The organism is Streptococcus australis, from assembly GCF_901543175.1.
Lineage (GTDB): Bacteria > Bacillota > Bacilli > Lactobacillales > Streptococcaceae > Streptococcus > Streptococcus australis_A.
The window spans coordinates 1,141,745-1,167,658 of record NZ_LR594040.1 but is presented as its reverse complement, the minus strand read 5'-3'; the positions used below and the strand labels follow the sequence as shown (position 1 = coordinate 1,167,658).

The 25,914-nt window shown below is 41.5% G+C and carries 21 protein-coding genes and 1 other annotated feature; all 21 genes read left to right on the top strand.

From position 1 onward, the window contains the following. Positions 1 to 7 precede the first annotated feature (7 nt). The 21 genes from secG (at position 8) to FGK98_RS05690 (ending at position 25,909) form a co-directional block, all read left to right on the top strand. Positions 8 to 241 (top strand): preprotein translocase subunit SecG, encoded by a 234-nt coding sequence (gene secG, locus FGK98_RS05795; RefSeq protein ID WP_000282517.1) that lies wholly within the window; start codon positions 8 to 10, stop codon positions 239 to 241. A gap of 204 nt (positions 242 to 445) precedes the next feature. After that, entirely contained in the window at positions 446 to 2,800 is a 2,355-nt protein-coding gene (gene rnr / locus FGK98_RS05790) for a ribonuclease R (protein ID WP_138100432.1), read from the top strand. Beyond that, complete coding sequence (gene smpB / locus FGK98_RS05785; protein ID WP_001051743.1) at positions 2,763 to 3,230, top strand: SsrA-binding protein SmpB; 468 nt, start codon at positions 2,763 to 2,765, stop codon at positions 3,228 to 3,230. Before rnr ends, smpB begins: the two co-directional genes overlap by 38 nt. Before the next feature lie 14 nt (positions 3,231 to 3,244). After that, positions 3,245 to 4,105, top strand: coding sequence for an SAM-dependent methyltransferase TehB (tehB, locus tag FGK98_RS05780; protein WP_138100431.1), 861 nt, complete (start codon positions 3,245 to 3,247; stop codon positions 4,103 to 4,105). Positions 4,106 to 4,291: 186 nt separating this feature from the next. Beyond that, positions 4,292 to 5,440 (top strand): PDDEXK family nuclease, encoded by a 1,149-nt coding sequence (locus tag FGK98_RS05775; RefSeq protein ID WP_138101047.1) that lies wholly within the window; start codon positions 4,292 to 4,294, stop codon positions 5,438 to 5,440. Between the two features lie 74 nt (positions 5,441 to 5,514). Further along, the gene (locus FGK98_RS05770; protein ID WP_138100430.1) at positions 5,515 to 6,471 is read left to right on the top strand and encodes a competence protein CoiA; all 957 of its coding nucleotides are present in this window, start codon (positions 5,515 to 5,517) and stop codon (positions 6,469 to 6,471) included. 18 nt (positions 6,472 to 6,489) lie between these two features. Beyond that, positions 6,490 to 8,292: an oligoendopeptidase F gene (pepF, locus tag FGK98_RS05765; RefSeq protein WP_138100429.1), complete on the top strand. Its 1,803-nt coding sequence runs from the start codon at positions 6,490 to 6,492 to the stop codon at positions 8,290 to 8,292. A 1-nt stretch (position 8,293) separates the two neighbouring features. Further along, a complete protein-coding gene (locus FGK98_RS05760) occupies positions 8,294 to 9,007 on the top strand; it encodes an O-methyltransferase (RefSeq protein ID WP_138101046.1) in 714 nt (237 codons plus the stop codon). A gap of 48 nt (positions 9,008 to 9,055) precedes the next feature. Beyond that, positions 9,056 to 9,679: a recombinase family protein gene (locus FGK98_RS05755; RefSeq protein WP_138100428.1), complete on the top strand. Its 624-nt coding sequence runs from the start codon at positions 9,056 to 9,058 to the stop codon at positions 9,677 to 9,679. A 303-nt stretch (positions 9,680 to 9,982) separates the two neighbouring features. Next, complete coding sequence (locus FGK98_RS09930; protein ID WP_171011121.1) at positions 9,983 to 11,641, top strand: LPXTG cell wall anchor domain-containing protein; 1,659 nt, start codon at positions 9,983 to 9,985, stop codon at positions 11,639 to 11,641. A 190-nt stretch (positions 11,642 to 11,831) separates the two neighbouring features. After that, positions 11,832 to 12,773, top strand: a complete 942-nt coding sequence (prsA, locus tag FGK98_RS05740; protein WP_138100425.1) for a peptidylprolyl isomerase PrsA — start codon at positions 11,832 to 11,834, stop codon at positions 12,771 to 12,773. A gap of 189 nt (positions 12,774 to 12,962) precedes the next feature. Beyond that, positions 12,963 to 14,186 (top strand): cell division peptidoglycan polymerase FtsW, encoded by a 1,224-nt coding sequence (gene ftsW / locus FGK98_RS05735; protein ID WP_138100424.1) that lies wholly within the window; start codon positions 12,963 to 12,965, stop codon positions 14,184 to 14,186. Positions 14,187 to 14,209: 23 nt separating this feature from the next. Beyond that, a complete protein-coding gene (gene ppc, locus FGK98_RS05730) occupies positions 14,210 to 16,906 on the top strand; it encodes a phosphoenolpyruvate carboxylase (RefSeq protein ID WP_138100423.1) in 2,697 nt (898 codons plus the stop codon). A gap of 95 nt (positions 16,907 to 17,001) precedes the next feature. Then, positions 17,002 to 17,218: a binding site (T-box leader), on the top strand. Positions 17,219 to 17,334: 116 nt separating this feature from the next. After that, positions 17,335 to 18,330, top strand: coding sequence for a tryptophan ABC transporter substrate-binding protein (trpX, locus tag FGK98_RS05725; RefSeq protein WP_138100422.1), 996 nt, complete (start codon positions 17,335 to 17,337; stop codon positions 18,328 to 18,330). 65 nt (positions 18,331 to 18,395) lie between these two features. After that, a complete protein-coding gene (locus FGK98_RS05720) occupies positions 18,396 to 19,262 on the top strand; it encodes an ABC transporter permease (RefSeq protein WP_061409118.1) in 867 nt (288 codons plus the stop codon). After that, positions 19,259 to 20,017, top strand: a complete 759-nt coding sequence (locus tag FGK98_RS05715; protein ID WP_138100421.1) for an ABC transporter ATP-binding protein — start codon at positions 19,259 to 19,261, stop codon at positions 20,015 to 20,017. Before FGK98_RS05720 ends, FGK98_RS05715 begins: the two co-directional genes overlap by 4 nt. 195 nt (positions 20,018 to 20,212) lie before the next feature. After that, on the top strand, positions 20,213 to 21,973 hold the full coding sequence (gene dnaG, locus FGK98_RS05710; RefSeq protein WP_138101045.1) for a DNA primase: 1,761 nt from the start codon (positions 20,213 to 20,215) through the stop codon (positions 21,971 to 21,973). Positions 21,974 to 21,975: 2 nt separating this feature from the next. Beyond that, positions 21,976 to 23,085: an RNA polymerase sigma factor RpoD gene (gene rpoD / locus FGK98_RS05705; RefSeq protein ID WP_000201892.1), complete on the top strand. Its 1,110-nt coding sequence runs from the start codon at positions 21,976 to 21,978 to the stop codon at positions 23,083 to 23,085. Between the two features lie 13 nt (positions 23,086 to 23,098). Then, entirely contained in the window at positions 23,099 to 23,428 is a 330-nt protein-coding gene (locus FGK98_RS05700) for a metal-sulfur cluster assembly factor (RefSeq protein WP_138100420.1), read from the top strand. A gap of 112 nt (positions 23,429 to 23,540) precedes the next feature. Then, positions 23,541 to 24,584 carry a glycosyltransferase family 4 protein gene (locus FGK98_RS05695; protein WP_171011119.1) on the top strand — a complete coding sequence of 348 codons (1,044 nt, stop codon included), beginning with the start codon at positions 23,541 to 23,543 and terminating at the stop codon, positions 24,582 to 24,584. An 8-nt stretch (positions 24,585 to 24,592) separates the two neighbouring features. Next, positions 24,593 to 25,909: a glycosyltransferase family 4 protein gene (locus FGK98_RS05690; RefSeq protein WP_138100419.1), complete on the top strand. Its 1,317-nt coding sequence runs from the start codon at positions 24,593 to 24,595 to the stop codon at positions 25,907 to 25,909. Positions 25,910 to 25,914: the final 5 nt, after the last annotated feature.

Sequence of the window (25,914 nt, the reverse complement as noted above, 5' to 3'; positions counted from 1 at the left end):
GTTTGATATGTATAACCTATTATTAACCATTTTATTAGTATTATCTGTTGTGATTGTGATTGCGATTTTCATGCAACCAACCAAGAACCAATCTAGCAATGTATTTGATGCCAGCTCAGGTGATTTGTTTGAACGTAGTAAAGCTCGTGGTTTTGAAGCTGTGATGCAACGTTTGACAGGTATTTTAGTCTTTTTCTGGCTAGCCATTGCCTTAGCATTGACGGTATTATCAAGTAGATAAGAAATGGGCAGGACTAGGTCTTAGCCTATTTTTATTTTTATACTCTTCAAAAATCAAATTCAAACCACGTCAGCATCGGCTTGTCGTACTCAAGTACTGCCTGCGCCTAGCTTTCTAGTTTGCTCTTTGATTTTTATTGAGTATTAAATGATGTTTGAGAAGGTCTTACAGTAAAAGAAAATTATAAAAATCTAGAAAGAAAACATGAAAGATAAAATTAAAGAATATTTGCAAGAGAAGGGGCGAGTGACGGTAAATGACCTAGCTCAGGCTCTCGGAAAGGATGGATCCAAGGATTTCCGTGAGTTGATTAAAACCCTGTCTCTGATGGAAAGAAAGCACCAGATTCGATTTGGAGAAGATGGCAGCCTCACCTTGGACCAGAAGAAGAAACATGAAATCACCCTCAAAGGGATTTTTCATGCCCATAAAAACGGATTTGGCTTTGTCAGTCTGGAAGGTGAAGAGGACGATCTTTTTGTAGGAAAAAACGATGTCAACTGTGCCATAGACGGCGATACCGTTGAGGTGGTCATTAAGAAAGTTGCTGACCGTAACAAGGGAACAGCTGCCGAAGCCAAAATTATTGATATCCTTGAACACAGTCTGACGACAGTTGTCGGTCAAATTGTTCTGGATCAGGAAAAGCCCAAGTATGCTGGCTACATTCGTTCCAAAAATCAAAAAATCAGCCAACCAATCTATGTTAAGAAACCAGCCCTCAAACTTGAAGGGACAGAAGTTCTCAAGGTCTTTATCGACAAGTACCCAAGTAAGAAACACGATTTCTTTGTCGCTAGTGTACTGGACGTGGTAGGACACTCGACAGATGCAGGAATTGATGTCCTTGAAGTCTTAGAGTCCATGGATATTGTTTCAGAATTTCCAGAGGCTGTTCTCAAAGAGGCGGAAAGTGTGCCTGATGTTCCCTCAGAAAAGGATATTGAAGGGCGTCTTGATTTGAGAGATGAGCTTACCTTTACCATTGACGGCGCGGATGCAAAGGACTTGGACGACGCAGTTCACATCAAGCCTTTGAAAAATGGCAATATCGAACTCGGAGTTCACATCGCGGATGTTTCCTACTATGTGACTGAGGGCTCTGCCCTTGACAAGGAAGCCCTTAACCGCGCAACTTCTGTCTATGTGACAGACCGTGTAGTGCCTATGCTACCAGAACGCCTTTCAAACGGCATCTGCTCTCTCAATCCTCAAGTAGATCGCTTGACCCAGTCCGCCATTATGGAAATTGATAAACATGGCCGTGTGGTTAATTACACCATTACCCAAACAGTTATCAAGACTAGCTTCCGTATGACCTATAGTGCTGTTAATGACATCCTAGCTGGTGATGAGGAGAAGAGACAAGAGTATAAGAAAATTGTTCCAAGTATCGAACTGATGGCCAAGCTTCATGAAACTCTAGAAAGCATGCGTGAGAAACGTGGTGCCCTTAATTTTGATACCAGCGAAGCTAAGATTTTGGTGGATAAAAAAGGCAAGCCTGTGGATATCGTTCTTCGTCAACGTGGCGTTGCTGAGCGGATGATTGAGTCCTTCATGCTGATTGCCAACGAAACGGTTGCCGAGCACTTCAGCAAGATGGACCTACCTTTTATCTATCGGATTCACGAGGAGCCCAAGGCTGAAAAAGTTCAGAAGTTTATTGATTACGCTTCGAGCTTTGGATTGCGAATTTATGGGACGGCCAGTGAGATTAGCCAGGAAGCCCTCCAAGACATCATGCGTGCTGTTGAAGGTGAGCCTTATGCGGATGTATTATCCATGATGCTTCTCCGTTCCATGCAACAGGCTCGTTATTCGGAGCACAATCATGGCCACTATGGGTTGGCTGCGGACTATTACACTCACTTTACCAGTCCGATTCGCCGTTATCCAGACCTCCTTGTCCACCGTATGATTCGGGATTACGGCCGTTCTAAGGAAATAGCAGAGCATTTTGAGCAAGTGATTCCAGAGATTGCAACCCAGTCTTCCAACCGTGAGCGTCGTGCCATCGAGGCAGAGCGTGAAGTCGAAGCCATGAAAAAGGCTGAGTACATGGAAGAATACGTGGGAGAAGAGTATGATGCGGTTGTATCCAGTATTGTCAAGTTCGGTCTCTTTGTCGAATTGCCGAACACAGTTGAAGGCTTGATTCACATCACCAATTTGCCTGAATTTTATCATTTCAACGAACGTGATTTGACTCTTCGTGGAGAGAAGTCAGGAACAACCTTCCGTGTGGGACAGCAGATTCGTATTCGCGTAGAAAGAGCGGATAAGATGACAGGTGAGATTGACTTCTCTTATATCCCAAGTGAGTTTGATGTCATTGAAAAGGGCTTGAAACAAACGGGTCGTAAAGAAAGAGGGAAATCTTCCAACCGTCGTTCAGACAAAGAAGAGGACAAGAGAAGACAAGGACGTCCTAGCGACAAACGCAAGTCCTTATCAAAAGACAAAAAGAAAAAGGGTAAGAAACCATTTTACAAAGAAGTAGCTAAGAAAGGAGCTAAGCATGGCAAAGGGCGAGGGAAAGGTCGTCGCACAAAATAAAAAAGCGCACCACGACTATACAATCGTAGACACGCTAGAGGCAGGAATGGTGCTGACAGGAACGGAAATCAAGAGTGTACGTGCTGCACGTATCAATCTCAAGGACGGCTTTGCCCAAGTCAAAAATGGGGAGGTCTGGTTGAGCAATGTTCATATCGCTCCTTACGAAGAGGGCAATATCTGGAACCAAGAACCAGAACGCCGTCGCAAACTCCTGCTCCATAAGAAGCAAATTCAAAAATTGGAACAAGAAACCAAAGGAACAGGAATGACTCTGGTTCCCCTCAAAGTCTATCTCAAAGATGGCTATGCCAAACTCCTTTTAGGACTTGCTAAAGGGAAACATGACTATGACAAACGGGAGTCGATCAAGCGACGTGAACAAAACCGCGACATCGCGCGTGTGATGAAAGCTGTCAACCAGCGATAAGAAGAGGAAGTGAAATGGAAAAACTAATTGCCTATAAACGAATGCCCTTGTGGAATAAACAGACCATGCCTGAAGCTGTTCAGCAGAAGCACAATACAAAGGTCGGGACATGGGGGAAAATCACCGTTTTGAAAGGAACTCTCAAGTTTATTGAATTGACAGAAGAAGGTCAAGTTCTAGCTGAATATCTTTTCCAAGCAGGGGCCGACAATCCCATGGCGCAACCGCAAGCTTGGCATCGAGTAGAGGCAGCTACGGATGATGTAGAATGGTATTTGGAGTTTTATTGTAAACCTGAGGATTATTTTTCTAAGAAGTACCAGACCAATCCAGTCCATTCAGAGGTCCTAGAGGCCATGCAGACGGTGAAACCAGGAAGAGCCTTGGATTTGGGTTGTGGTCAAGGACGTAACTCTCTCTTCTTAGCCCAGCAAGGTTTTGATGTTACAGCTGTGGATCAAAATGAACTATCCCTTGAAATTTTGCAAAGCATCGTAGAGCAAGAGGATTTAGACATGCCAGTTGGACTTTATGATATCAATTCAGCCAGCATTAGCCAGGTCTATGATTTTATCGTATCGACAGTTGTTCTCATGTTCCTTCAAGCGGACCGTATTCCAGCTATCATCCAAAACATGCAGGAGAAAACTACTGTTGGGGGCTACAATCTTATCGTCTGTGCCATGGATACAGAGGATTATCCTTGCTCGGTTAACTTCCCATTCACCTTTAAAGAAGGGGAATTGGCTGACTACTACAAGGATTGGGAGTTGGTCAAGTACAATGAAAATCCAGGACATCTGCACCGTCGTGATGAAAATGGCAATCGCATTCAACTCCGATTTGCGACCATGCTAGCCAAGAAAATCAAGTAAATCAAGTAAATCAAATCTTTACAAGCGAATAGAAACCATTTTGAAAGGTTTCTATTCGTTTTTATTTGCGGCGGCGGATTGGTGCGAGCAGGATTTTATGCTATACTAGAAGTAGGAAATGTGAGCAGTAGAGCTGTATTGCTGTCACTTTCGGCTCAAGAAATTGTAGATGATGGAGGTGGTCCAATGACGAGTCTTTTGGTGGAACTGTATGATCGGCATGTATTGGAAAAGAATGTCTACCAAGCCTTTATCAGTGATTGTGACGAGATTCTCTTCCTTTCTTTGACGAAAATAAGCAATAACGATAAACTTTCGCTGCGCCATTTTATCATGGATGAAGTGTCCCATGTCCAACGAGTGACCTTCCGTCAGCTGTCTTTAGAACAACTAGCGAACCAGTTAGATTATTGCCTGGCAGGCTATGATCAAGTTCTTCTCGATGTTTTTGGTGGAGATTCACTACTAGCCTTATCTCTCTATCAATATGGCTTGGATCGCCACCTCCCCATTGTGGCCATGGATGTCGACCGGGGAAAACAATACAAGTGGACAGCTAGTCAGTTGGAAAAAGAAGACTTGGATATTCCAACCCTAAGTATCCAACAGTTGATAGCCTTGCGTGGTGGAAAAATGCTCAAATCAAAACGCCCTATCCACTCAGCTCAGCAAATTGCGGCCATTAAAAAACTAGCTAGCTCTGCTATTGCCAATCCCGCCCACTGGTACCAAGTAACCCAATTTTTCTCTTTAGCTAAGACCAATGACCTGCATGCTGAAACTGAAAAGATACTGGAAAACAACGGCAAGTATTACCTCTATCCAGAATCCGTCATCCCCTTACTAGTGGAAGCGGGGATGCTTCGTATTGAAAGCGAGGACAAGGAGCGAGTAAGCTACAGCTTTCCAAGTCAAGAAGCTCAAGTCTTTTGCCGTAACAAGGGGCATATTTTAGAGGTATATCTCTATCTCTTGGCGCTCGAGTCTCAGCTATTTGATGAATGCATGATAGGTGGTGAGATTGATTGGAATGGTATCTTTCCAGAGGCAGACAATGTTCAAAATGAGATTGATGTCATTCTGAGAAAGGGGCGCTCGATTACCTTTATCTCCTGCAAGATGACAGATTTATCAGTTGAAGCCATCAATGAGCTTGAAGTCTATGCTAATCATTTTGCTGGGGAGAGTTGCCTCAAGTTGATTGTTTGTACGGGGAAAATCAATCCCGTTTATGCCAATCGTTGTCAGGAATACGGTGTGCTCGTCATTAGGAGCGAGCAAATCCCCAATCTTATTCCCATGCTAAAAAAATACTCTAAGAGAGTAAAAAGTTAAAAAAGCAATATGAAAGGCTGGAATTCCAGTCTTTTTTACTTCTTTTCCGAATAGAAAAGAAAAGGAGGTAGACCATGTTTGTAGCCAGAGATAGCAAGGGAAATTTGGTAAATGCCCTTGAAAAAGAGGTGACTAAGCAGGCTTATACCTGTCCAGCCTGTGGTGGCGGACTACGATTACGTCAAGGACAGAGCATTCGAACGCATTTTGCTCATGAATCTTTAAGAGATTGTATGGCTATTTTTGAGAATGAAAGTTCAGAACACTTGGGCAACAAAGAGGCTCTCTATCACTGGGCTAAAAAGGATAATCAGGTTGATGTAGAATACAGTCTGCCCGCGATTCAGCAGGTAGCGGATGTTCTCGTAAATGAGAAACTAGCTCTAGAGGTCCAGTGCAGTCCCTTGTCTCAAAAGCTTTTACGCGACAGAAGTCAAGGATACCGTAGTCAGGGATACCAAGTTATCTGGCTACTAGGAGAAAAACTCTGGTTAAAAGAGCGGCTTACTCAACTGCAAAGGGGTTTTCTCTATTTTAGTCAAAATATGGGTTTCTATGCTTGGGAACTAGATTTCAAAAAGCAAGTTTTGAGACTGAAATATCTTTTACATCAGGACCTACGTGGCAAGCTTCATTTTCTGGTAAAGGAATTTCCCTTTGGTCAAGGAAATCTCTTAGAGATTTTACGATTTCCTTATCAAAAACAAAAAATGTCTCGTTTTGCAGTTCCCCTAGATTCTACTATCTATCACTACATTCGCCAGCAGTTGTACTACCAAACGCCTTACTGGATGAAAAAACAGGAGGAGGCTTATCAACAAGGAGACAATCTATTAAAGCGTCAACTGGACGACTGGTATCCCCAGGTCAGACCAATAGAATCAGGAGATTTTTGTCAAATTGACCAAGATATAAGTAGCTATTATAAAGAATTTTTCGCTTACTATCAAAAAAATCCGAAAAATAATCGCCAAAAGCTCTATCCACCAGCCTTTTATCACTTATATTTCTCAAAAAATGTGGTAAAATAGAAAGGATGGAGGAATCTTATGGTATTACAACGACATGAAATAAATGAAAAAGATACATGGGATCTTTCGACAATCTACCCAACAGATCAGGCTTGGGAAGAAGCCTTGAAAGATTTAACTGAAAAAGTACAAACAGCATCTCAGTATGAAGGGCATCTCTTGGATAGTGCAGACAGTTTGCTTGAGATTACAGAATTCTCACTTGACTTGGAACGCCAAGTTGAAAAGCTTTATGTCTATGCGCATATGAAAAATGACCAGGACACGCGTGAAGCCAAGTATCAAGAGTACTATGCCAAGGCAATGACCCTATACAGTCAGTTAGAACAAGCCTTTTCATTCTATGAACCTGAGTTTATGGAGATTAGCGAAGAGCAGTATGCGGCCTTCCTAGAAGCTCAACCAAAACTCCAAGTTTACAAACACTTTTTTGACAAGCTCTTGCAAAAGAAAGACCACGTTCTTTCGCAACGTGAGGAAGAATTACTTGCTGGAGCAGGAGAAATCTTTGGCGCTGCTAGTGAAACCTTCGCTATTTTGGACAATGCGGATATTAGCTTCCCATATGTCCTTGATGATGAAGGCAAGGAAGTGCAACTCTCACACGGTACATACATCCGTTTGATGGAGTCTAAAAACCGTGAAGTGCGTCGTGGTGCCTATGAAGCCCTCTATGCGACTTATGAGCAATTCCAACACACTTACGCTAAGACTTTGCAGACAAATGTTAAGGTGCAAAACTACCGCGCAAAAGTTCGCAACTATAAGAGTGCTCGCCATGCAGCCCTCGCAGCAAACTTTGTTCCAGAAAGTGTCTATGACAATCTAGTAGCAGCAGTTCGCAAGCATTTGCCACTCTTGCATCGATACCTTAACCTGCGTTCTAAAATCTTGGGGATTTCTGATCTCAAGATGTACGATGTCTACACACCGCTATCTTCAGTAGAATACAGCTTTACTTATGAGGAAGCCTTGAAGAAAGCAGAAGAAGCCTTGGCAGTCTTGGGTGATGATTACTTGAGCCGTGTTAAACGTGCCTTCAGCGAGCGTTGGATTGATGTCTATGAAAACCAAGGCAAGCGTTCTGGTGCCTACTCTGGTGGTTCTTATGATACAAATGCCTTTATGCTTCTCAACTGGCAGGACAATCTAGACAATCTCTTTACCCTTGTCCATGAAACAGGTCACAGTATGCATTCTAGCTATACTCGTGAAACTCAGCCTTATGTTTACGGGGATTACTCTATCTTCTTGGCTGAGATTGCCTCAACGACCAATGAAAATATCTTGACGGAGAAATTATTGGAGGAAGTGGAAGACGATGCAACTCGTTTTGCCATCCTTAACAACTTCTTGGACGGTTTCCGTGGAACAGTCTTCCGTCAAACTCAATTCGCTGAGTTTGAACATGCTATCCATCAAGCAGACCAAAATGGAGAAGTCTTGACAAGTGATTTCCTGAATAAACTCTACGCTGACTTGAACCAAGAGTACTATGGACTCAGCAAGGAAGACAATCCACAGATCCAATACGAGTGGGCACGCATTCCACACTTCTACTATAACTACTACGTATACCAGTATTCGACTGGTTTTGCAGCTGCTTCAGCCTTGGCTGAGAAGATTGTCCATGGTAGTCAGGAAGACCGTGACCGTTATATCGACTACCTCAAGGCAGGTAAGTCAGACTATCCACTCAATGTCATGAGAAAAGCGGGAGTGGATATGGAGAAGGAAGACTATCTCAACGACGCCTTTGCAGTCTTTGAACGCCGCTTGAATGAGTTTGAAGCCTTAGTTGAAAAATTGGGACTGGCTTAAGATGGTAGAGTCTTATAGTAAAAATGCCAATCACAATATGCGTCGTCCCGTTGTCAAGGAAGAAATCGTAGAGTTCATGCGCCAGCGTCAAAAGCAGGTGACAGGTTCCTTGAAAGAATTGGAAACCTTCGCTCGTAAGGAAAATATTCCCATTATTCCTCATGAAACAGTCGCATATTTCCGTTTTCTCATGGAAAGTCTGCAGCCCAAGAACATTTTGGAGATTGGAACGGCAATTGGCTTCTCAGCTCTCCTGATGGCGGAACATGCCCCAAATGCTAAGATTACAACGATTGACCGTAATCCTGAGATGATCGGCTTTGCCAAGGAAAACTTTGCCCAGTTTGATAGTCGCAAGCAAATCACCCTCCTAGAGGGAGACGCAGTCGATGTCTTGTCAACCTTGACTGAAACTTATGACTTTGTCTTTATGGATTCGGCCAAGTCCAAGTACATCGTCTTTCTACCTGAAATCCTCAAACACTTGGAAGTTGGTGGAGTAGTAGTCTTGGATGATATTTTCCAAGGAGGCGATGTTGCCAAGGATATCATGGAAGTCCGTCGGGGTCAACGCACCATTTACCGTGGTTTACAAAGACTGTTCGACGCAACCTTAGACAATCCAGATTTAACGGCGACTTTAATTCCACTTGGAGACGGCATTCTCATGCTACGAAAGAATGTGGAAAATGTAACTTTACCAGAAATGGAATAAATTAAAAAATAGTACAATCCTCCTGTACCAAGTAATAGGAGGATTTTTATGTCTCAAAACATCATCAATATCGGCTATGCACGCGTTTCAACCCACAAGCAAGATTTGGGCTTAGAGGTGCAAATCGAGGCACTTAAGCACTGCGACCAGCTCTTTATCGAACGTGAATCTGGTTCCAACAATGCACGTCCAGAACTCGAAAAGGCCTTAAAATTGGCTTGTGACCTTTCAAAGGAAGGCAAACAGGTCACTTTTACTATCTATAAGTTAGATCGCCTGACTCGCTCCATGTTCAAATTGCTAGAACTGATTGAACAATTTAATGATTCGGATATTCAGCTAGTCAGTTTACATGAAAAGCTGGAAACCGATTCGCTCATTGGTAGGTTACTTTGTATGATTTTAGGATTTGTGGCAGAAAGTGAGCTGGAAAACTTGCGATTTCGTACTCGTGAAGGACTTCGTAAAGCCAAGGAAAAAGGCGTCAAACTAGGTGCCAAGCAAATTTCGAAAGAGAAGGAGGAGAGAATTATTGAGCTGTATTTAGCAGGGGAATCAAGCATCAGAACAATTGCAAAAACAGAACGAATTTCGACCTCAACCATCTATAAAGTCTTGGAACGCAACGATGTGGCCAACAATCGAAAAAAAGTTTCGCAAATTTCTTGCTAAAAACCAGACAAAATGCTATAATGAAGGCGTAAATATGTTTCGATTAACGACCGTTTGGCGAAACATTCAAAATAACAATATGAATATTTCAGAAAATACGAATTTAACAAGGTTTTGATCCTGTGTTGGATTTGTATTTTTTTGTTTTTTAAGTGTATCGTTTAACGGTCCTTACGCGATACACCAAAACCCTTGTCGCTCAAGTGGTTGAGGAGAACTTTACGAAATACTAAATCAAAAATTAGGCCTTTTGTAGTATTTGCATACCTTAAAAAGTAATTCTACATTCCTAAGGAGGAAATGATGAAAACGAATAAAGTAACCAAACTTGGTATTTCTTTGCTTTCTGTTGCAGCTCTTGGCGTTGTTGCGCCAGCTTTGACCAATAACCCTGTTTTTGGGGTTTCTATTGTAAAAGCGGAAGAGCAGCAGAAACCGTTAAAATACCGTATTGATTACATCGGAGAATCAGGAGAAAAGGTTGCTCCGTCAGAATTTGGGGTTTTAAACCCTGGCGAAACGGTTAATATCTATAAAGATATTGAAGGTCACGAGGTAGTTTCACGTTTTGAGTGGCTACCTGGCTATAACATGGATTATGATACATTAAGTACATATTCTGGTTTCGTGGATGGATATAACTATATGTATCTTAAATATAAGAAGTTAGATCCAGCACCAGCACCAACTCCGAAACCAGAAGTTAAGCCAGAGACCAAACCTTCAGAAACACCAAAACCAGAAGTAAAATCGGAAACAAAACCATCTGAAACTCCGAAACCAGAAGTAAAACCAGAACCAGCGCCAAAAGAAGAAAAGCAGGAGCCCCTCAAATATCGTATCGATTATTTCGATGCAGATACGGGAGAGGAGATATCTCGAGAATATGGAGCTTTAAACCCTGGTGAAACTATCAATATCCATAAAAATATTGATGGCTATGAGGTAGTTTCGAATTATAGCTGGATGCCTGGATATAATGTGGACTACCAGATAATGAGTACATATTTTGGTGGTACTATGGATGAACATTACATGTTTCTAGATTATAAGAAGGTAAATGCGGATGCCAAACCTTCAGAGACACCAAAACCAGAAGTTAAGCCGGCACCTAAGCCTTCAGATACACCGAAACCAGAAGTAAAACCGGCACCTAAGCCTTCAGAAACACCAAAACCAGAAGTTAAACCGGCACCTAAGCCTTCAGAAACTCCGAAACCAGAAGTGAAACCGGAAACTAAGCCCTCAGAAACTCCAAAACCAGAAGTAAAACCGGAAACTAAGCCTTCAGAAACCCCGAAACCAGAGGTGAAACCGTCAGAAAAGCCTGACGCTGAAGCTGAAGAACAAGAGCCAATCAAATACCGTATTAGGTATTTAGATGAGCATAGCAGGGAAATCGCATCTATGGAGACCGGAGTTCTGAACCCTGGTGAGTCTATAAATATCCACAAGGATATTGAAGGATATCAAGTGGTATCGAACTTTTCATGGATGCCAGGCTATAACTTGACGCATGATATAGCAAGCACATTCTTTTACGGTGCTGCTGATGGGTATAGGGAGGGATACCTAAGATATAAGAAATTAGATGCGGATGTCAAGCCTTCAGAAGAAACTAAGCCTGACGTCAAACCAAGCGAACAGCCTAAGCAAGAAGCAAAACCTGAGCCTAAACCTTCAGAAACTCCAAAACCAGAAGTGAAGCCGTCAGAAAAGCCTGTTGATAAACCAGAAACTAACAAGCCAACTACCAAACCACAAACTGGTTTAAATAACGCTCCAACAGCTCCTATAAATCCTGTTGGGCAAGATTCAAACACTAAAGCTGACAAACCTGTTTCGAAAACCGAAACTACAGCTTTACCAAACACTGGAGAACAAAATTCAATTCTTGGATTTGCAGGCTTCCTTCTTGCAAGTCTTGGTCTAGCAGGCTTGACTTACAAAGGACGTCACTAAAAAATAACACAAGATAAACAAAGAACTTGAACAATTGTTCAGGTTCTTTTTGGAATGAAAAAAACTTGAATCGTTAAAAATTTAAAAGCTACTATTTTTAGTCTTATTTAAGTTATCTGCTATAAAATATGGTATAATGATTGAGTTGGTCTAGAGAAATTTTTGACCGTTTTTAGAAAAAGGAGTAAACATGAAGAAAAAACTATTGGCAGGAGCCATTACATTATTATCTGTAGCGACTTTGGCTGCTTGTTCAAAAAGTTCTGAAGGGGCTGACCTCATCAGCATGAAGGGTGATGTCGTCACTGAACACCAATTTTATGAACAAGTCAAAAACAATCCAACTGCGCAACAAGTCTTGCTTAATATGACTATCCAAAAAGTATTTGAAAAACAATATGGTTCAGAAGTGACTGACAAAGAGGTGGCTGATGCCGTTGCTGAGGAACAAAAGAAATACGGCGATAGCTACAACAGCGTACTTCAACGTGCGGGTATGACTCCTGAGACTCGTAAAGCTCAAATTCGCACAAGTAAGTTGGTCGAATTGGCAGTTAAAAAAGCCGCAGAGAGTGAATTGACTGACGAAGCTTACCAAAAAGCTTTTGAGTCTTATACACCAGATGTAACAGCTCAGATCATCCGTATGGATAATGAAGACAAGGCCAAAGAAGTGCTTGAAAAAGCAAAAGCAGAAGGAGCTGACTTTGCCCAGTTGGCAAAAGACAACTCAAATGATGACAAGACAAAAGAAAATGGTGGCGAAATCACTTTTGACTCTGCTTCTACAGAACTTCCAGAACAAGTCAAGAAGGCGGCCTTTACCTTGGATGTGAATGGTATCTCTGATGTTATCACAGCGACTGGAACACAAGCCTACAGTACCCAATACTACATTATTAAGCTAACCAAGAAAACAGAAAAATCATCAAACCTAGATGATTACAAAGAAAAATTAAAAACAGTCATTTTGACGCAGAAACAAAACGATTCATCTTTCGTTCAGAGCGTTATCGGAAAAGAATTCCAAGCTGCCAATATTAAAGTGAAAGATCCTGTTTTCCAAAATATCTTTGCCCAATACGTTGGTGGTGCAGACTCAAACTCAAGCAGTAGCTCATCAGCAGAATAAAAAAGAAAATACAAACTTTGTCTTGAAGTTTGTATTTTTTAGTAATCAGTTTCGACCAAAGAGCAAAATTCGAAGGATTGGAGGATAAGAGTTTTTTTCTTTCTGAAAAAATGGTATAATAGCAATCAAAACTAGAAAATAAAACGGAATTAGGAACAGTTTTCTCTGTTTCTATTAGAATGGTGACATATGAAAATTAGTAAAAGGCACCTATTGAACTATTCCATTTTGATTCCTTACCTCCTTTTATCGATTTTGGGTCTAATTGTTGTTTACTCAACGACGAGTGCTACCCTGATCCAAGAAGGAAAAAGCGCTCTTCAGTTAGCTCGGAACCAAGGAATGTTTTGGGTAGTTAGTTTGATTTTGATTGCCTTAATTTATAAACTGAAACTTGGTTTTTTAAGAAATGAACGCTTGATTTTTATCGTCATGTTTGTAGAGATGATTCTCCTAGCTTTGGCGCGGCTAATTGGGACACCAGTCAATGGTGCCTACGGTTGGATTTCTGTAGGACCTGTAACGATTCAGCCTGCGGAGTACCTTAAGATTATCATCATCTGGTACTTGGCGCATCGTTTTTCAAAACAGCAGGATGAGATAGCTGTTTATGATTTTCAGGTCTTGACTCAAAATCAGTGGTTGCCTCGGGCTTTTAATGACTGGCGTTTCGTTCTACTGGTTCTGATTGGTAGCTTGGGGATTTTCCCAGACTTGGGAAATGCGACTATCTTAGTTTTAGTGGCGCTCATCATGTATACGGTTAGTGGGATCGCCTATCGTTGGTTCTCGACTATTCTAGCTCTCTTAGCAGGAAGTTCGATATTAGCCTTGTCTGTCATTCGTCTCGTCGGGGTTGAAAAGTTTTCTAAAATTCCGCTATTTGGTTACGTTGCTAAACGTTTCAGTGCCTTCTTTAATCCCTTTAACGACCTAGCAGGGGCTGGACACCAGCTTGCAAATTCTTACTATGCCATGGTTAATGGAGGTTGGTTTGGACTAGGATTAGGAAATTCCATTGAGAAACGTGGTTATTTGCCAGAAGCTCACACGGATTTCGTCTTTTCAATTGTCATCGAGGAATTTGGATTTGTAGGAGCAAGTATGATTTTGGCCCTCCTCTTCTTCTTGATTTTGAGAATTATCTTAGTCGGAATTCGAGCTAAGGATCCCTTTAATTCTATGGTTGCTATCGGTGTCGGAGGGATGATCCTTGTGCAGGTCTTTGTCAATATCGGTGGGATTTCCGGTTTGATTCCTTCTACAGGGGTAACCTTCCCCTTCCTTTCACAAGGTGGGAATAGTCTTTTGGTCTTATCTGTAGCCATTGCCTTTGTACTAAATATCGATGCTAGTGAAAAGCGTGCGAAACTATACAGGGAACTTGCAGCCCAAGCTTCTGGTCAACTGTAAGGAAAGTATGAAAAGGAGAGTTTATGTCACTTCAAAAATTAGAAAACTATAGCAATAAAGCAGTCGTCCAAGAAGAAGTCTTGATTTTGACAGAGTTATTAGAAGACATCACAAAAAATATGCTTGCGCCTGAGACCTTTGATAAAATCATGCAGTTAAAGAACTTGTCTACAAACGAAGACTATCAAGGACTCAATAAATTGGTGACCAGCCTTTCAAACGAAGAAATGATTTATATTTCTCGTTATTTCTCAATCCTTCCACTCTTGATCAATATCTCTGAGGATGTGGATTTGGCTTATGAGATCAATCACCAAAATAATGTGGACCAAGACTATCTAGGAAAATTATCTACAACCATTAAAATGGTAGCTGAAAAAGAAAATGCAGCTACCATTTTGGAGCAACTGAATGTTGTCCCTGTTCTGACTGCCCATCCGACTCAGGTCCAACGTAAGAGTATGTTGGATTTGACTAATCACATCCATACTCTTTTGCGTAAGTACCGTGATGTCAAACTAGGCTTGATTAACAAAGAAAAATGGCACACAGATCTCCGTCGTTATATTGAGATTATCATGCAAACGGACATGATTCGCGAGAAGAAATTGAAAGTAACCAACGAAATCACCAACGTGATGGAGTACTATCAAAGTTCTTTCTTGAATGCTGTTCCACGTTTGACGGCTGAGTATAAGAAACTAGCTAAGGAACAAGGTATCGAGCTCCAACATCCAAAACCGATTACAATGGGGATGTGGATTGGAGGAGACCGTGATGGAAATCCTTTCGTAACAGCGGAAACCCTCAATAAATCAGCCTTGACTCAGTGCGAAGTCATCATGAACTATTACGATGAGAAGATTTATAACCTCTATCGTGAATTCTCACTCTCAACCAGTATTGTGAATGTCAGTGATAAGGTTCGTGAGATGGCGCTCAAGTCACAGGATAACTCGATTTATCGTGAAAAAGAACTCTATCGTCGTGCCCTCTTTGACATCCAAGCTAAGATGCAGGCAACCAAGACCTATCTTATCGAAGATAAGGATGTTCATCCAAGATATGCTACCGCAGATGAATTTTACCAAGACTTGTTGGCTATCCGAGATTCTCTATTAGAGAACAAAGGTGAGTACCTGATTTCAGGAGAATTTGTCGAGTTGATGCAGGCAGTTGAAATCTTTGGCTTCTACCTTGCCTCTATCGACATGCGCCAAGATTCAAGTGTTCATGAAGCTTGTGTGGCTGAATTATTAGCATCAGCTGGTATCAATGACCATTATAGCGACCTTTCTGAAGATGAAAAATGCGCCCTCCTCTTAAAAGAGTTGGAAGAAGATCCTCGTATCCTCTCAGCCACTCATGCTGAAAAGTCAGAACTGCTTGAAAAAGAACTGTCTATCTTTAAAGCTGCTCGCAAGTTGAAGGATAAACTGGGTGAAAATGTCATTCGTCAAACCATCATTTCTCATGCAACTAGCGTGTCTGATATGCTCGAACTAGCAATCATGCTCAAAGAAGTAGGATTGGTGGATGCCCAAAAAGCACGAGTTCAGATTGTTCCTCTGTTTGAAACTATCGAAGATTTGGATCATTCGGAAGAAACTATGAGAAAATACTTCTCTCTTCCTTTGGCTAAAAAATGGATTGCTTCAAAAGACAATTACCAAGAAATCATGCTCGGTTACTCTGATAGTAACAAGGACGGTGGTTACTTGTCCTCATGTTGGACCCTTTACAAGGCGCAGCAACAACTAACTGCTATCGGAGATGAATTTGGTGTTAAGGTCACTTTCTTCCATGGTCGTGGGGGTACTGTTGGTCGAGGTGGTGGCCCAACTTATGAAGCCATTACATCTCAACCTCTCAAGTCTATCAAGGACCGTATCCGTCTGACTGAGCAAGGAGAAGTGATTGGCAACAAATACGGAAACAAAGATGCTGCTTATTACAACCTTGAGATGCTGGTTTCTGCAGCCATTAACCGTATGATTACCAAGAAGAAGAGTGATACCAATACATCAAACCGTTACGAAGCCATTATGGACCAAGTGGTGGATCGTAGCTACGATATCTACCGTGACTTGGTCTTTGGAAATGAACATTTCTATGACTATTTCTTTGAGTCCAGTCCGATTAAGGCTATTTCAAGTTTTAATATCGGTTCTCGTCCAGCCGCTCGTAAGACCATTACAGAAATCGGTGGCCTACGTGCTATCCCTTGGGTCTTCTCATGGTCACAAAGTCGTGTCATGTTCCCTGGATGGTATGGAGTAGGATCCAGCTTTAAAGAGTTTATTGATCAAGATCCGAAAAATATCGAGTTTCTTCGTGATATGTATCAAAACTGGCCTTTCTTCCAATCTTTGCTTTCCAATGTGGACATGGTCTTGTCCAAGTCTAACATGAATATCGCCTTTGAATATGCCAAGCTCTGTGAAGATGAAGAAGTGCAAGCTATCTATTACACTATTTTAGATGAATGGCAATTGACCAAGGATGTTATTTTAGCTATTGAAGGTTATGACGAACTCTTGGCAGAAAACTCTTATCTAAAAGACAGTCTAAACTATCGTATGCCTTACTTTAATATCCTTAACTATATCCAGTTGGAGTTGATTAAACGTCAACGTCGTGGTGAGTTATCAGCAGACGAAGAAAGATTGATTCATACAACCATTAACGGTATTGCAACAGGTTTGCGTAATTCAGGCTGATATTTTCTAAACTTCCTCTTTTTCTAGGGGAAGTTTTTGAATAGTTTAAAAAATTCTAAAAATAGTCTTGACAAGTAATTGAAAAATGATATAATTTAAACATTCAGAAAGTAATCATTGAAGTTTTTTAGAGAGTCTGTGGTTGGTGAAAACAGATAGATGAAAGTGATGAAAATTGGGCTGAATGTTATAAAGAATTTGAAATCATAAGAATTCGGTGAGCACACCTTACAGTGCAACTCGTGAATGCGAGAAAGAGCGATAGGGATATTCCCTATAATTGAGGTGGCACCGCGCATCGACGTCCTCACACAAGTTTTTTGTGTGAGGACTTTTTCTTTTAGGAGGATGATGATGGAATTTAAACGATGGCGTCGCTTGTTTTGTTGAAAAGAACATTATGCAAGTGATTTAAAAGGAGAAAGAATATGAAAAATAAACGTTTGATTGGAATTATTGCTGGATTAGCAGTATTGGTAGTGGCTAGCTTGGTTTATTCATCCATGAACAAACCAGCAGCGAAGGTGGAGCAAAAGGTTGCTAAGGTTGGTGTTCTACAGTTCGTCAGCCACCCTTCTTTAGACTTGATCTATCAAGGAATTCAAGATGGACTTGCTGAAGAAGGATATAAGGACGACCAAGTAAAAATCGACTTTATGAACTCTGAAGGCGACCAGAGCAAGGTTGCAACCATGAGTAAACAATTGGTTGCAAACGGGAATGACCTTGTCGTTGGGATTGCAACACCAGCTGCTCAAGGACTTGCAAGTGCTACTAAAGACCTTCCCGTTATCATGGCGGCTGTAACAGATCCAATTGGTGCTAACTTGGTCAAAGATTTGAAAAAACCAGGTGGCAACATTACAGGAGTATCAGACCACAACCCAGCAGAACAACAAGTAGAACTCATTAAAGCTTTGACACCTGATGTTAAAACAATCGGAGCCCTCTACTCAAGTAGCGAAGATAACTCAAAATCACAAGTTGAAGAATTCAAGGCTTATGCTGAAAAAGCAGGTTTGAAAGTCGAAACCTTTGCCGTTCCATCAACCAACGAAATTGCTTCAACTGTTAATGTTATGACCAGCAAGGTCGACGCTATCTGGGTTCCAATTGACAACACCATCGCATCAGCTTTCCCAACAGTTGTATCAAGCAACCAAACAGCTAAAAAACCAATCTACCCAAGCGCAACTGCCATGGTGGAAGCAGGAGGTCTGGCATCTGTAGTAGTTGACCAACACGATCTTGGAGTGGCTACTGGTAAGATGATTGCTAAAGTTTTGAAAGGTGAAAAACCAGCTGATACTCCAGTCAATGTCTTTTCAACTGGTAAGTCGGTTATCAACAAAAAACTAGCGCAAGAACTTGGAATCACCATTCCTGAGTCTGTTCTAAAAGAAGCAGGGCAAGTGATTGAATAAGGATAAAGGAGGAGTTGGGGACATCTCCTCCCGTTTTTACTAAAGAAAGAAATGAGTGAAAGATTATGATAGTATCCATTATTTCTCAGGGAATGGTCTGGGCGATTTTAGGTTTGGGAATCTTTATGACTTTTCGAATTTTGAATTTTCCAGATATGACTACTGAGGGCTCTTTTCCTCTAGGAGGAGCAGTCGCTGTAACCTTGATAACACAAGGAGTCAATCCATTTTTAGCGACCTTGGCTGCAGTAGGAGCAGGCTGCCTAGCTGGAATGGCGACAGGTCTCTTATATACCAAAGGGAAAATTCCAACTCTCTTATCAGGGATTTTGGTCATGACTTCTTGTCATTCCATCATGTTGATGATTATGGGACGTGCCAATCTGGGTCTTCTTGGCACCAAGCAAATTCAGGATGTTTTGCCTTTTGATTCGGACCTCAATCAACTCTTGACTGGATTTATCTTTGTTGCCCTTGTTATTGGTCTCATGCTCTTTTTCCTAGATACCAAACTAGGTCAGGCCTACATCGCTACAGGTGATAATCCTGATATGGCTCGTAGTTTTGGAATTCATACTGGTCGTATGGAACTCATGGGTTTGGTTCTTTCAAATGGGATTATCGCGCTTGCAGGAGCCTTAATTGCTCAACAAGAGGGATATGCAGATGTTTCTCGAGGAATTGGAGTGATTGTCGTAGGGCTTGCTAGCTTGATTATTGGTGAAGTTTTGTTCAAGAGTTTGACCTTGGCAGAGCGACTCATGACCATCGTTGTAGGTTCTATCGCTTATCAGTTCCTCGTTTGGGGAGTGATTGCTCTTGGATTTAATACAAGTTATCTGCGTTTGTACAGCGCCTTAATTTTGGCAGTTTGCCTTATGATTCCAACTTTCAAAAGCAAATACCTGAAAGGAGTCAAGTTTAGCAAATGACAGCAATTGTAGAATTAAAAAATGCTACCAAAGTCATCACGAATGGCTTTGATGAGGAAAAAATCATTCTAAATGATGTTTCTCTTGAAATTTTCGAACATGATTTCATTACTATACTAGGTGGAAATGGAGCTGGGAAGTCAACGCTTTTTAATACCATTGCAGGTACTTTACCTTTAACAAGTGGAAGTATCCATATCATGGGCGAGGACGTGACGCATTTTTCACCTGAAAAGCGGGCTAAGTACTTGTCTCGTGTCTTTCAGGATCCTAAGATGGGTACGGCTCCACGTATGACCGTTGCAGAAAATCTTCTGATTGCTAAGTTTCGAGGTGAGAAAAGAGGTCTCCTGCCTAGAAGACTATCAAGTCATAGAGAAGAGTTTCAGGCTACTATTGAAAAAGTTGGAAATGGACTTGAAAAACATCTGGACACCCCTATAGAGTTTCTATCAGGTGGTCAACGTCAGGCCTTGAGTCTCTTGATGGCAACCTTAAAGCGACCAGAGTTGCTCTTGTTGGATGAACACACAGCAGCTCTCGACCCAAAGACCAGTGTTGCATTGATGGAGTTAACAGATGAATTTGTCAGCAAAGATCATCTGACAGCCCTCATGATTACCCACCATATGGAAGATGCCCTCGAGTATGGCAATCGTCTCATCGTTATGAAAGAAGGTCGTATCATCCAAGATTTGAACAAAGAAGAAAAAGCAAAAATGAAAATTTCAGACTACTATCAATTATTTGAGTAAAGTAGAGAATCGTTCATCAAAAATAGAGAAGAAAAACTTAGAAACACAGAAGTGATTCTGAGTTTTTTATCTTCCCTTTCTATCAAGAAAAATAAGGTAAAGAGAATTACGGAAAGCGTATGAAATGGTTTACTTTTTTTCAGAAATAAGCTATACTAGTTTACGTGAAACTATGATAAGATGGAGGTATTGTGTATGGTTGACAAGCAAGTCATTGAAGAAATCAAAAACAATGCCAACATTGTGGAAGTCATAGGTGACGTGATTTCTTTACAAAAGGCTGGACGGAACTATTTAGGGCTCTGTCCTTTTCATAGTGAGAAGACCCCCTCTTTTAACGTTGTTGAAGACAAGCAGTTTTATCATTGCTTCGGTTGTGGGCGCTCAGGAGATGTCTTTAAGTTCATCGAAGAATACCAAGGTGTGTCCTTTATGGAAGCCGTTCAGCTCTTAGGTGAGCGCGTCGGTATTCAACTAGCCATGCCTATTCAGTCTCGTCCTCAACAGCTTTCTCCTCATCAAGCTCTATATGATATGCATGAAGAAGCTGCACGCTTTTATCATGCAATCCTCATGACGACCAAGATGGGAGAAGAAGCAAGGGCTTATCTCTACAAACGTGGATTGACGGATGAGGTTTTGAAGCACTTTCAGATTGGACTGGCTCCAGCCGAGAGAAACTATCTCTACCAACGTTTATCTGGCAAGTTTGAAGAAAAGGATTTATTGGATTCTGGTTTGTTTTATTTGTCAGATGACAATCAATTTTATGATACTTTTTTTGGACGTATCATCTTTCCTTTGACCAATGACAAGGGGCAGGTCATTGCCTTTTCAGGTCGTATTTGGCAAGAAACAGATAATCAGACTGCCAAGTACAAAAATAGTCGTTCCACTGCAATTTTTAACAAGAGTTACGAATTGTATCATTTGGACAAGGCTAAAAAGGGAACGGGTAAGATCACAGAACTCTATCTGATGGAAGGTTTCATGGATGTTATCGCGGCCTACCGTGCTGGTATAGAAAATGCTGTAGCTTCCATGGGGACAGCTCTGAGCAAGGAACATGTTGATCACCTCAAACGCTTCACCAAAAAGATAGTTCTCAGCTATGATGGTGACAAGGCAGGACAGGCAGCGACAGCCAAAGCTCTGGAAGAATTAAAAGATTTCTCAGTGGAAGTTGTCCGAGTACCTGATGCCATGGACCCAGATGAGTATTTACAAAAGAATTCTGCTGAAGACCTAGCCTACCTCTTAACCAAGACACGTATCAGTCCCATAGAGTTCTATATTTACCAACTCAAACCTGAGAATAGTGATAACTTGCAAGCGCAAATCGAATTCATTGAAAAGATTGCGCCCTTAATCGCCAAAGAAAAGTCGATCACAGCCCAGAATTCTTACATCCACATTCTGGCGGATAACCTACCTTCCTTTGATTACCAGCAAGTAGAACAGATTGTAAATGAAAGTCGGATTGTTCAAAGGCAGGAAAGAGTCAAAGAGGAGCAACCTCCAGTAGCGATTAGTTTACCTGTGACGCGACAACTGACAGCAGTTATGAGAGCAGAGGCTCATCTCCTTTATAGGATGGCTGAAAATCCAGTTGTGTTAAATGACTACAGATTAAGAGAAGATTTTTTCTTTGATACCCCAGAATTTCAGATTCTTTACGAATTATTAAATGTAGAGGGAGAAATCGGATCAGAGGAACTTTCTCATCAGACTCCTGAGGTTGAAAATGCCTGGTACCATGTTCTTGGTTTAGATTTGCCAGCTGAGATGTCTCCTCAGGAGCTAGTAGAAGTAGAAGCGACTCGTAACCGTGCCCTCCTCAGCAAGGACAACTTACGAATTAAAAAGAAAGTGCAGGAAGCTAGTCATGTAGGAGATACAGACACAGCCTTGGAAGAATTGCAACGATTGATTTCCCAAAAGAGAAGAATGGAGTAATAATGGCAACAAAACAAAAAGAAGTAACGACATTTGATGTGCAAGTAGCAGACTTTATCCGTAACCACAAAAAAACAGGAACAGCAACAGATGATGAAATCAATTCAAGTCTGGTTATTCCTTTTACCCTAGATGCAGACGGTATTGAAGACCTTTTGCAACGGATTCAGGATGCTGGAATTTCTATCACAGACAACGAAGGAAATCCAAGTGCGCGTGTTCTTAGTGCAGAAGAAGAACCAGAACTCAGTGATGAGGATTTGATTGGCTCAACCTCTGCCAAGGTTAATGACCCTGTCCGTATGTATTTGAAGGAAATCGGAGTCGTTCCTCTCTTGACCAACGAAGAGGAAAAAGAATTGGCCCTAGCTGTTGAAGCAGGTGATATCGAAGCTAAACAACGTCTTGCGGAAGCCAACCTTCGTTTGGTGGTTTCCATCGCTAAGCGCTACGTAGGGCGTGGCATGCAGTTTCTTGACTTGATCCAAGAAGGAAACATGGGCTTGATGAAGGCCGTGGACAAGTTTGACTATTCAAAAGGCTTTAAGTTTTCTACTTATGCAACTTGGTGGATTCGTCAGGCAATCACTCGTGCCATCGCTGATCAGGCTCGTACCATTCGTATTCCTGTTCACATGGTTGAAACGATTAACAAGCTTGTCCGTGAACAGCGAAATCTCCTTCAAGAATTGGGTCAAGATCCAACTCCTGAACAAATCGCTGAGCGTATGGATATGACACCTGACAAGGTGCGTGAAATCCTAAAAATCGCTCAAGAACCAGTATCTCTTGAAACACCGATTGGTGAAGAGGACGATAGCCATCTTGGGGATTTTATCGAAGACGAAGTGATTGAAAATCCTGTAGACTACACGACTCGAATCGTTTTGCGTGAGCAGTTGGATGAAGTCTTGGATACTCTCACAGACCGTGAAGAAAACGTTTTGCGCCTTCGTTTTGGTTTGGACGATGGGAAAATGCGCACCCTTGAGGATGTTGGTAAAGTCTTTAACGTAACTCGTGAACGTATCCGTCAGATCGAGGCCAAGGCTTTGAGAAAATTGCGTCAACCAAGTCGCAGCAAGCCCCTTCGTGATTTTATTGAAGATTAGAGTGAGGATGAATATGGCTTATACAGAAGAGCAAATTGAAACGATCAAAACACGCATTTTAAATGCTTTGGAAGAAGTCATCGACCCTGAGTTGGGAATTGATATTGTCAATTTAGGTTTGATTTATGAAATTCGTTTTGATGGGGACACAGGTCACACTGAAATTGATATGACCTTGACGACTATGGGCTGCCCACTGGCTGACCTTTTGACAGACCAGATATATGATGCGATGACAGATGTGCCTGAGGTAACTAATACCGAAGTTAAATTGGTCTGGTATCCAGCTTGGACTGTTGAAAAAATGAGTCGCTATGCACGTATCGCGCTAGGAATTAAATAAACAGTAGAAAAATGTGAGAGACGATTGGAAAATGAGGAAATCTCCTTCTTTTTCCTTTGGTCTCTTCTTTCTTTTGCTGATTTTCTGGAAATAAAATGGTATAATGAATGGTATGGAAAACGAAAAATTGCGTATTAATATGCTAAGTTCAAGTGAAAAAGTGGCTGGTCAGGGAGTATCAGGAGCCTACCGTGAGTTGGTACGTCTCCTACATCGTGATGCCCAAGATCAGTTAATTGTTACGGAGAATCTTCCTGTTGAGGCAGATGTAACTCACTTTCATACCATTGATTTCCCTTATTATTTATCTACATTCCAAAAGAAGCGATCTGGGAGAAAAATTGGCTATGTGCATTTTTTGCCTGATACGCTTGAGGGGAGTTTGAAAATTCCATTTTTCTTAAAGGGAATTATCAAACGCTATGTTTTTTCATTTTACAACCGAATGGAACACTTGGTGGTGGTCAATCCCATGTTTATCGAGGATTTGGTGGCAGCTGGTATTCCACGTGAAAAAGTAACCTATATTCCAAACTTTGTAAATAAGGAAAAATGGCATCCACTGCCAGCTGACCAAGTAGCAAAACTTCGTCAGGAAATGGACTTAGCTGAGGATCAGTTTGTTGTTGTCGGTGCAGGTCAGGTTCAGAAACGTAAAGGTATTGATGACTTTATCCGCCTTGCGGAGGAATTGCCAGAAATTACTTTTATCTGGGCTGGTGGTTTTTCATTTGGCGGGATGACAGATGGTTATGAACGCTATAAAAAAATCATGGACAATCCACCTAAAAATCTAATTTTCCCAGGTATTGTTCCTCCAGAGCGAATGCGGGAGCTCTACGCTTTAGCGGATCTCTTCTTGCTACCAAGTTATAACGAACTATTCCCTATGACCATCTTAGAGGCAGCAAGTTGTGAAGCGCCGATTATGTTGAGGGATTTAGATCTATACAAGGTCATTCTCGAAGGGAATTATCGTGCGACAAGTGATGTTTCAGAGATGAGAGAAGCCATTCTCGAATACAAAGATCATCCTGAAAAGTTGAAAGACTTGAAAGAAAAAGCTAGAGAGATTTCTAAAGAGTATTCCGAGGAGCATTTATTGGAAATCTGGTTGAAGTTCTATCGGGAGCAGGCGGCTCTAGGCAAAAAGTGAGGTAATCTATGCGAATTGGTTTATTTACAGATACCTATTTTCCTCAAGTTTCCGGGGTCGCGACTAGTATTCGGACCTTGAAGACAGAGCTTGAGAAGCAAGGGCATGCAGTTTTTATCTTTACAACAACTGATAAAGACGTGAATCGATACGAGGATTGGCAAATTATTCGCATTCCGAGTGTCCCTTTCTTTGCATTTAAAGATCGACGATTTGCCTATCGTGGTTTTACAAAGGCGCTTGAAATTGCCAAACAGTATCAGCTGGATATCATTCATACCCAAACAGAGTTTTCACTAGGTTTGCTAGGGATTTGGATTGCAAGAGAATTGAAAATTCCTGTTATCCATACCTACCATACCCAGTATGAAGACTATGTACATTACATTGCTAAGGGCATGCTAATTCGTCCGAGTATGGTAAAATATTTGGTGCGTGGCTTCCTTCATGATGTAGATGGCGTGATTTGTCCTAGTGAGATTGTTCGGGATCTTTTATCTAAATACAAAGTCAAGGTTGAAAAGCGTGTTATCCCAACTGGCATTGAGCTAGCTAAATTTGAACGCCCTGAGATCAAAGAGGAAAACTTGAAAGAACTTCGTTCGAAGTTAGGCATTCCGGAAGGCGAGAAAATGTTGCTGAGCCTTTCACGTATTTCTTATGAGAAGAATATCCAGGCAGTCCTAAATGCTTTTTCTGAGGTTTTGAAAGAAGAAGACAAGGTGAAACTTGTTGTTGCTGGTGACGGTCCCTATCTGGACAGTCTGAAAGAGCAAGCAGTGAAATTAAACCTGCAAAAACATGTGATTTTTACAGGTATGATTCCTCCAAGTGAGACAGCCTTATACTATAAGGCTGCAGATTTCTTCATCTCTGCCTCTACTAGTGAAACCCAAGGATTAACTTATCTAGAGAGTTTAGCAAGTGGAACGCCTGTCATTGCTCATGGCAATCCTTATCTGGATAATCTGATCAGTGACAAAATGTTTGGAACCCTCTACTATGGAGAGCATGATCTTGCTGGTGCAATCTTGGAGGCCTTGATCGCCACTCCAGATATGGATGAGCAGAAGTTGGCTGACAAGTTGTATGAGATTTCGGCTGAGAATTTTGGGAAACGAGTTCATGAGTTTTATCTCGATGCGATGATTTCAAATAAATTTGAGCAGGAACTGCGTGGCGACGAACCCATGACACAGCGATTCTTAAAAACTATTTTGTACCTACCTCAGCAGGCTGTTTCAGCTCCAGTTAAAGAGTCCAAACGAATATTAAAGGCTTCTAAAAAGCAATTGTCTAGCATCCGGGATTACTGGAGAGATTAGTAAAA

Excerpts from the sequence above, each read along its gene's own strand:
- rnr (WP_138100432.1), top strand. The coding sequence starts at position 446 with ATGAAAGATAAAATTAAAGAATATTTGCAAGAGAAGGGGCGAGTGACG.
- pepF (WP_138100429.1), top strand. The coding sequence starts at position 6,490 with ATGGTATTACAACGACATGAAATAAATGAAAAAGATACATGGGATCTT.
- FGK98_RS05770 (WP_138100430.1), top strand. The coding sequence starts at position 5,515 with ATGTTTGTAGCCAGAGATAGCAAGGGAAATTTGGTAAATGCCCTTGAA.
- rpoD (WP_000201892.1), top strand. The coding sequence starts at position 21,976 with ATGGCAACAAAACAAAAAGAAGTAACGACATTTGATGTGCAAGTAGCA.
- FGK98_RS05695 (WP_171011119.1), top strand. The coding sequence starts at position 23,541 with ATGGAAAACGAAAAATTGCGTATTAATATGCTAAGTTCAAGTGAAAAA.
- FGK98_RS09930 (WP_171011121.1), top strand. The coding sequence starts at position 9,983 with ATGAAAACGAATAAAGTAACCAAACTTGGTATTTCTTTGCTTTCTGTT.
- FGK98_RS05775 (WP_138101047.1), top strand. The coding sequence starts at position 4,292 with ATGACGAGTCTTTTGGTGGAACTGTATGATCGGCATGTATTGGAAAAG.
- dnaG (WP_138101045.1), top strand. The coding sequence starts at position 20,213 with ATGGTTGACAAGCAAGTCATTGAAGAAATCAAAAACAATGCCAACATT.
- FGK98_RS05760 (WP_138101046.1), top strand. The coding sequence starts at position 8,294 with ATGGTAGAGTCTTATAGTAAAAATGCCAATCACAATATGCGTCGTCCC.
- FGK98_RS05690 (WP_138100419.1), top strand. The coding sequence starts at position 24,593 with ATGCGAATTGGTTTATTTACAGATACCTATTTTCCTCAAGTTTCCGGG.
- secG (WP_000282517.1), top strand. The coding sequence starts at position 8 with ATGTATAACCTATTATTAACCATTTTATTAGTATTATCTGTTGTGATT.
- smpB (WP_001051743.1), top strand. The coding sequence starts at position 2,763 with ATGGCAAAGGGCGAGGGAAAGGTCGTCGCACAAAATAAAAAAGCGCAC.
- FGK98_RS05720 (WP_061409118.1), top strand. The coding sequence starts at position 18,396 with ATGATAGTATCCATTATTTCTCAGGGAATGGTCTGGGCGATTTTAGGT.
- FGK98_RS05700 (WP_138100420.1), top strand. The coding sequence starts at position 23,099 with ATGGCTTATACAGAAGAGCAAATTGAAACGATCAAAACACGCATTTTA.
- FGK98_RS05715 (WP_138100421.1), top strand. The coding sequence starts at position 19,259 with ATGACAGCAATTGTAGAATTAAAAAATGCTACCAAAGTCATCACGAAT.
- ppc (WP_138100423.1), top strand. The coding sequence starts at position 14,210 with ATGTCACTTCAAAAATTAGAAAACTATAGCAATAAAGCAGTCGTCCAA.
- ftsW (WP_138100424.1), top strand. The coding sequence starts at position 12,963 with ATGAAAATTAGTAAAAGGCACCTATTGAACTATTCCATTTTGATTCCT.
- FGK98_RS05755 (WP_138100428.1), top strand. The coding sequence starts at position 9,056 with ATGTCTCAAAACATCATCAATATCGGCTATGCACGCGTTTCAACCCAC.
- tehB (WP_138100431.1), top strand. The coding sequence starts at position 3,245 with ATGGAAAAACTAATTGCCTATAAACGAATGCCCTTGTGGAATAAACAG.
- prsA (WP_138100425.1), top strand. The coding sequence starts at position 11,832 with ATGAAGAAAAAACTATTGGCAGGAGCCATTACATTATTATCTGTAGCG.
- trpX (WP_138100422.1), top strand. The coding sequence starts at position 17,335 with ATGAAAAATAAACGTTTGATTGGAATTATTGCTGGATTAGCAGTATTG.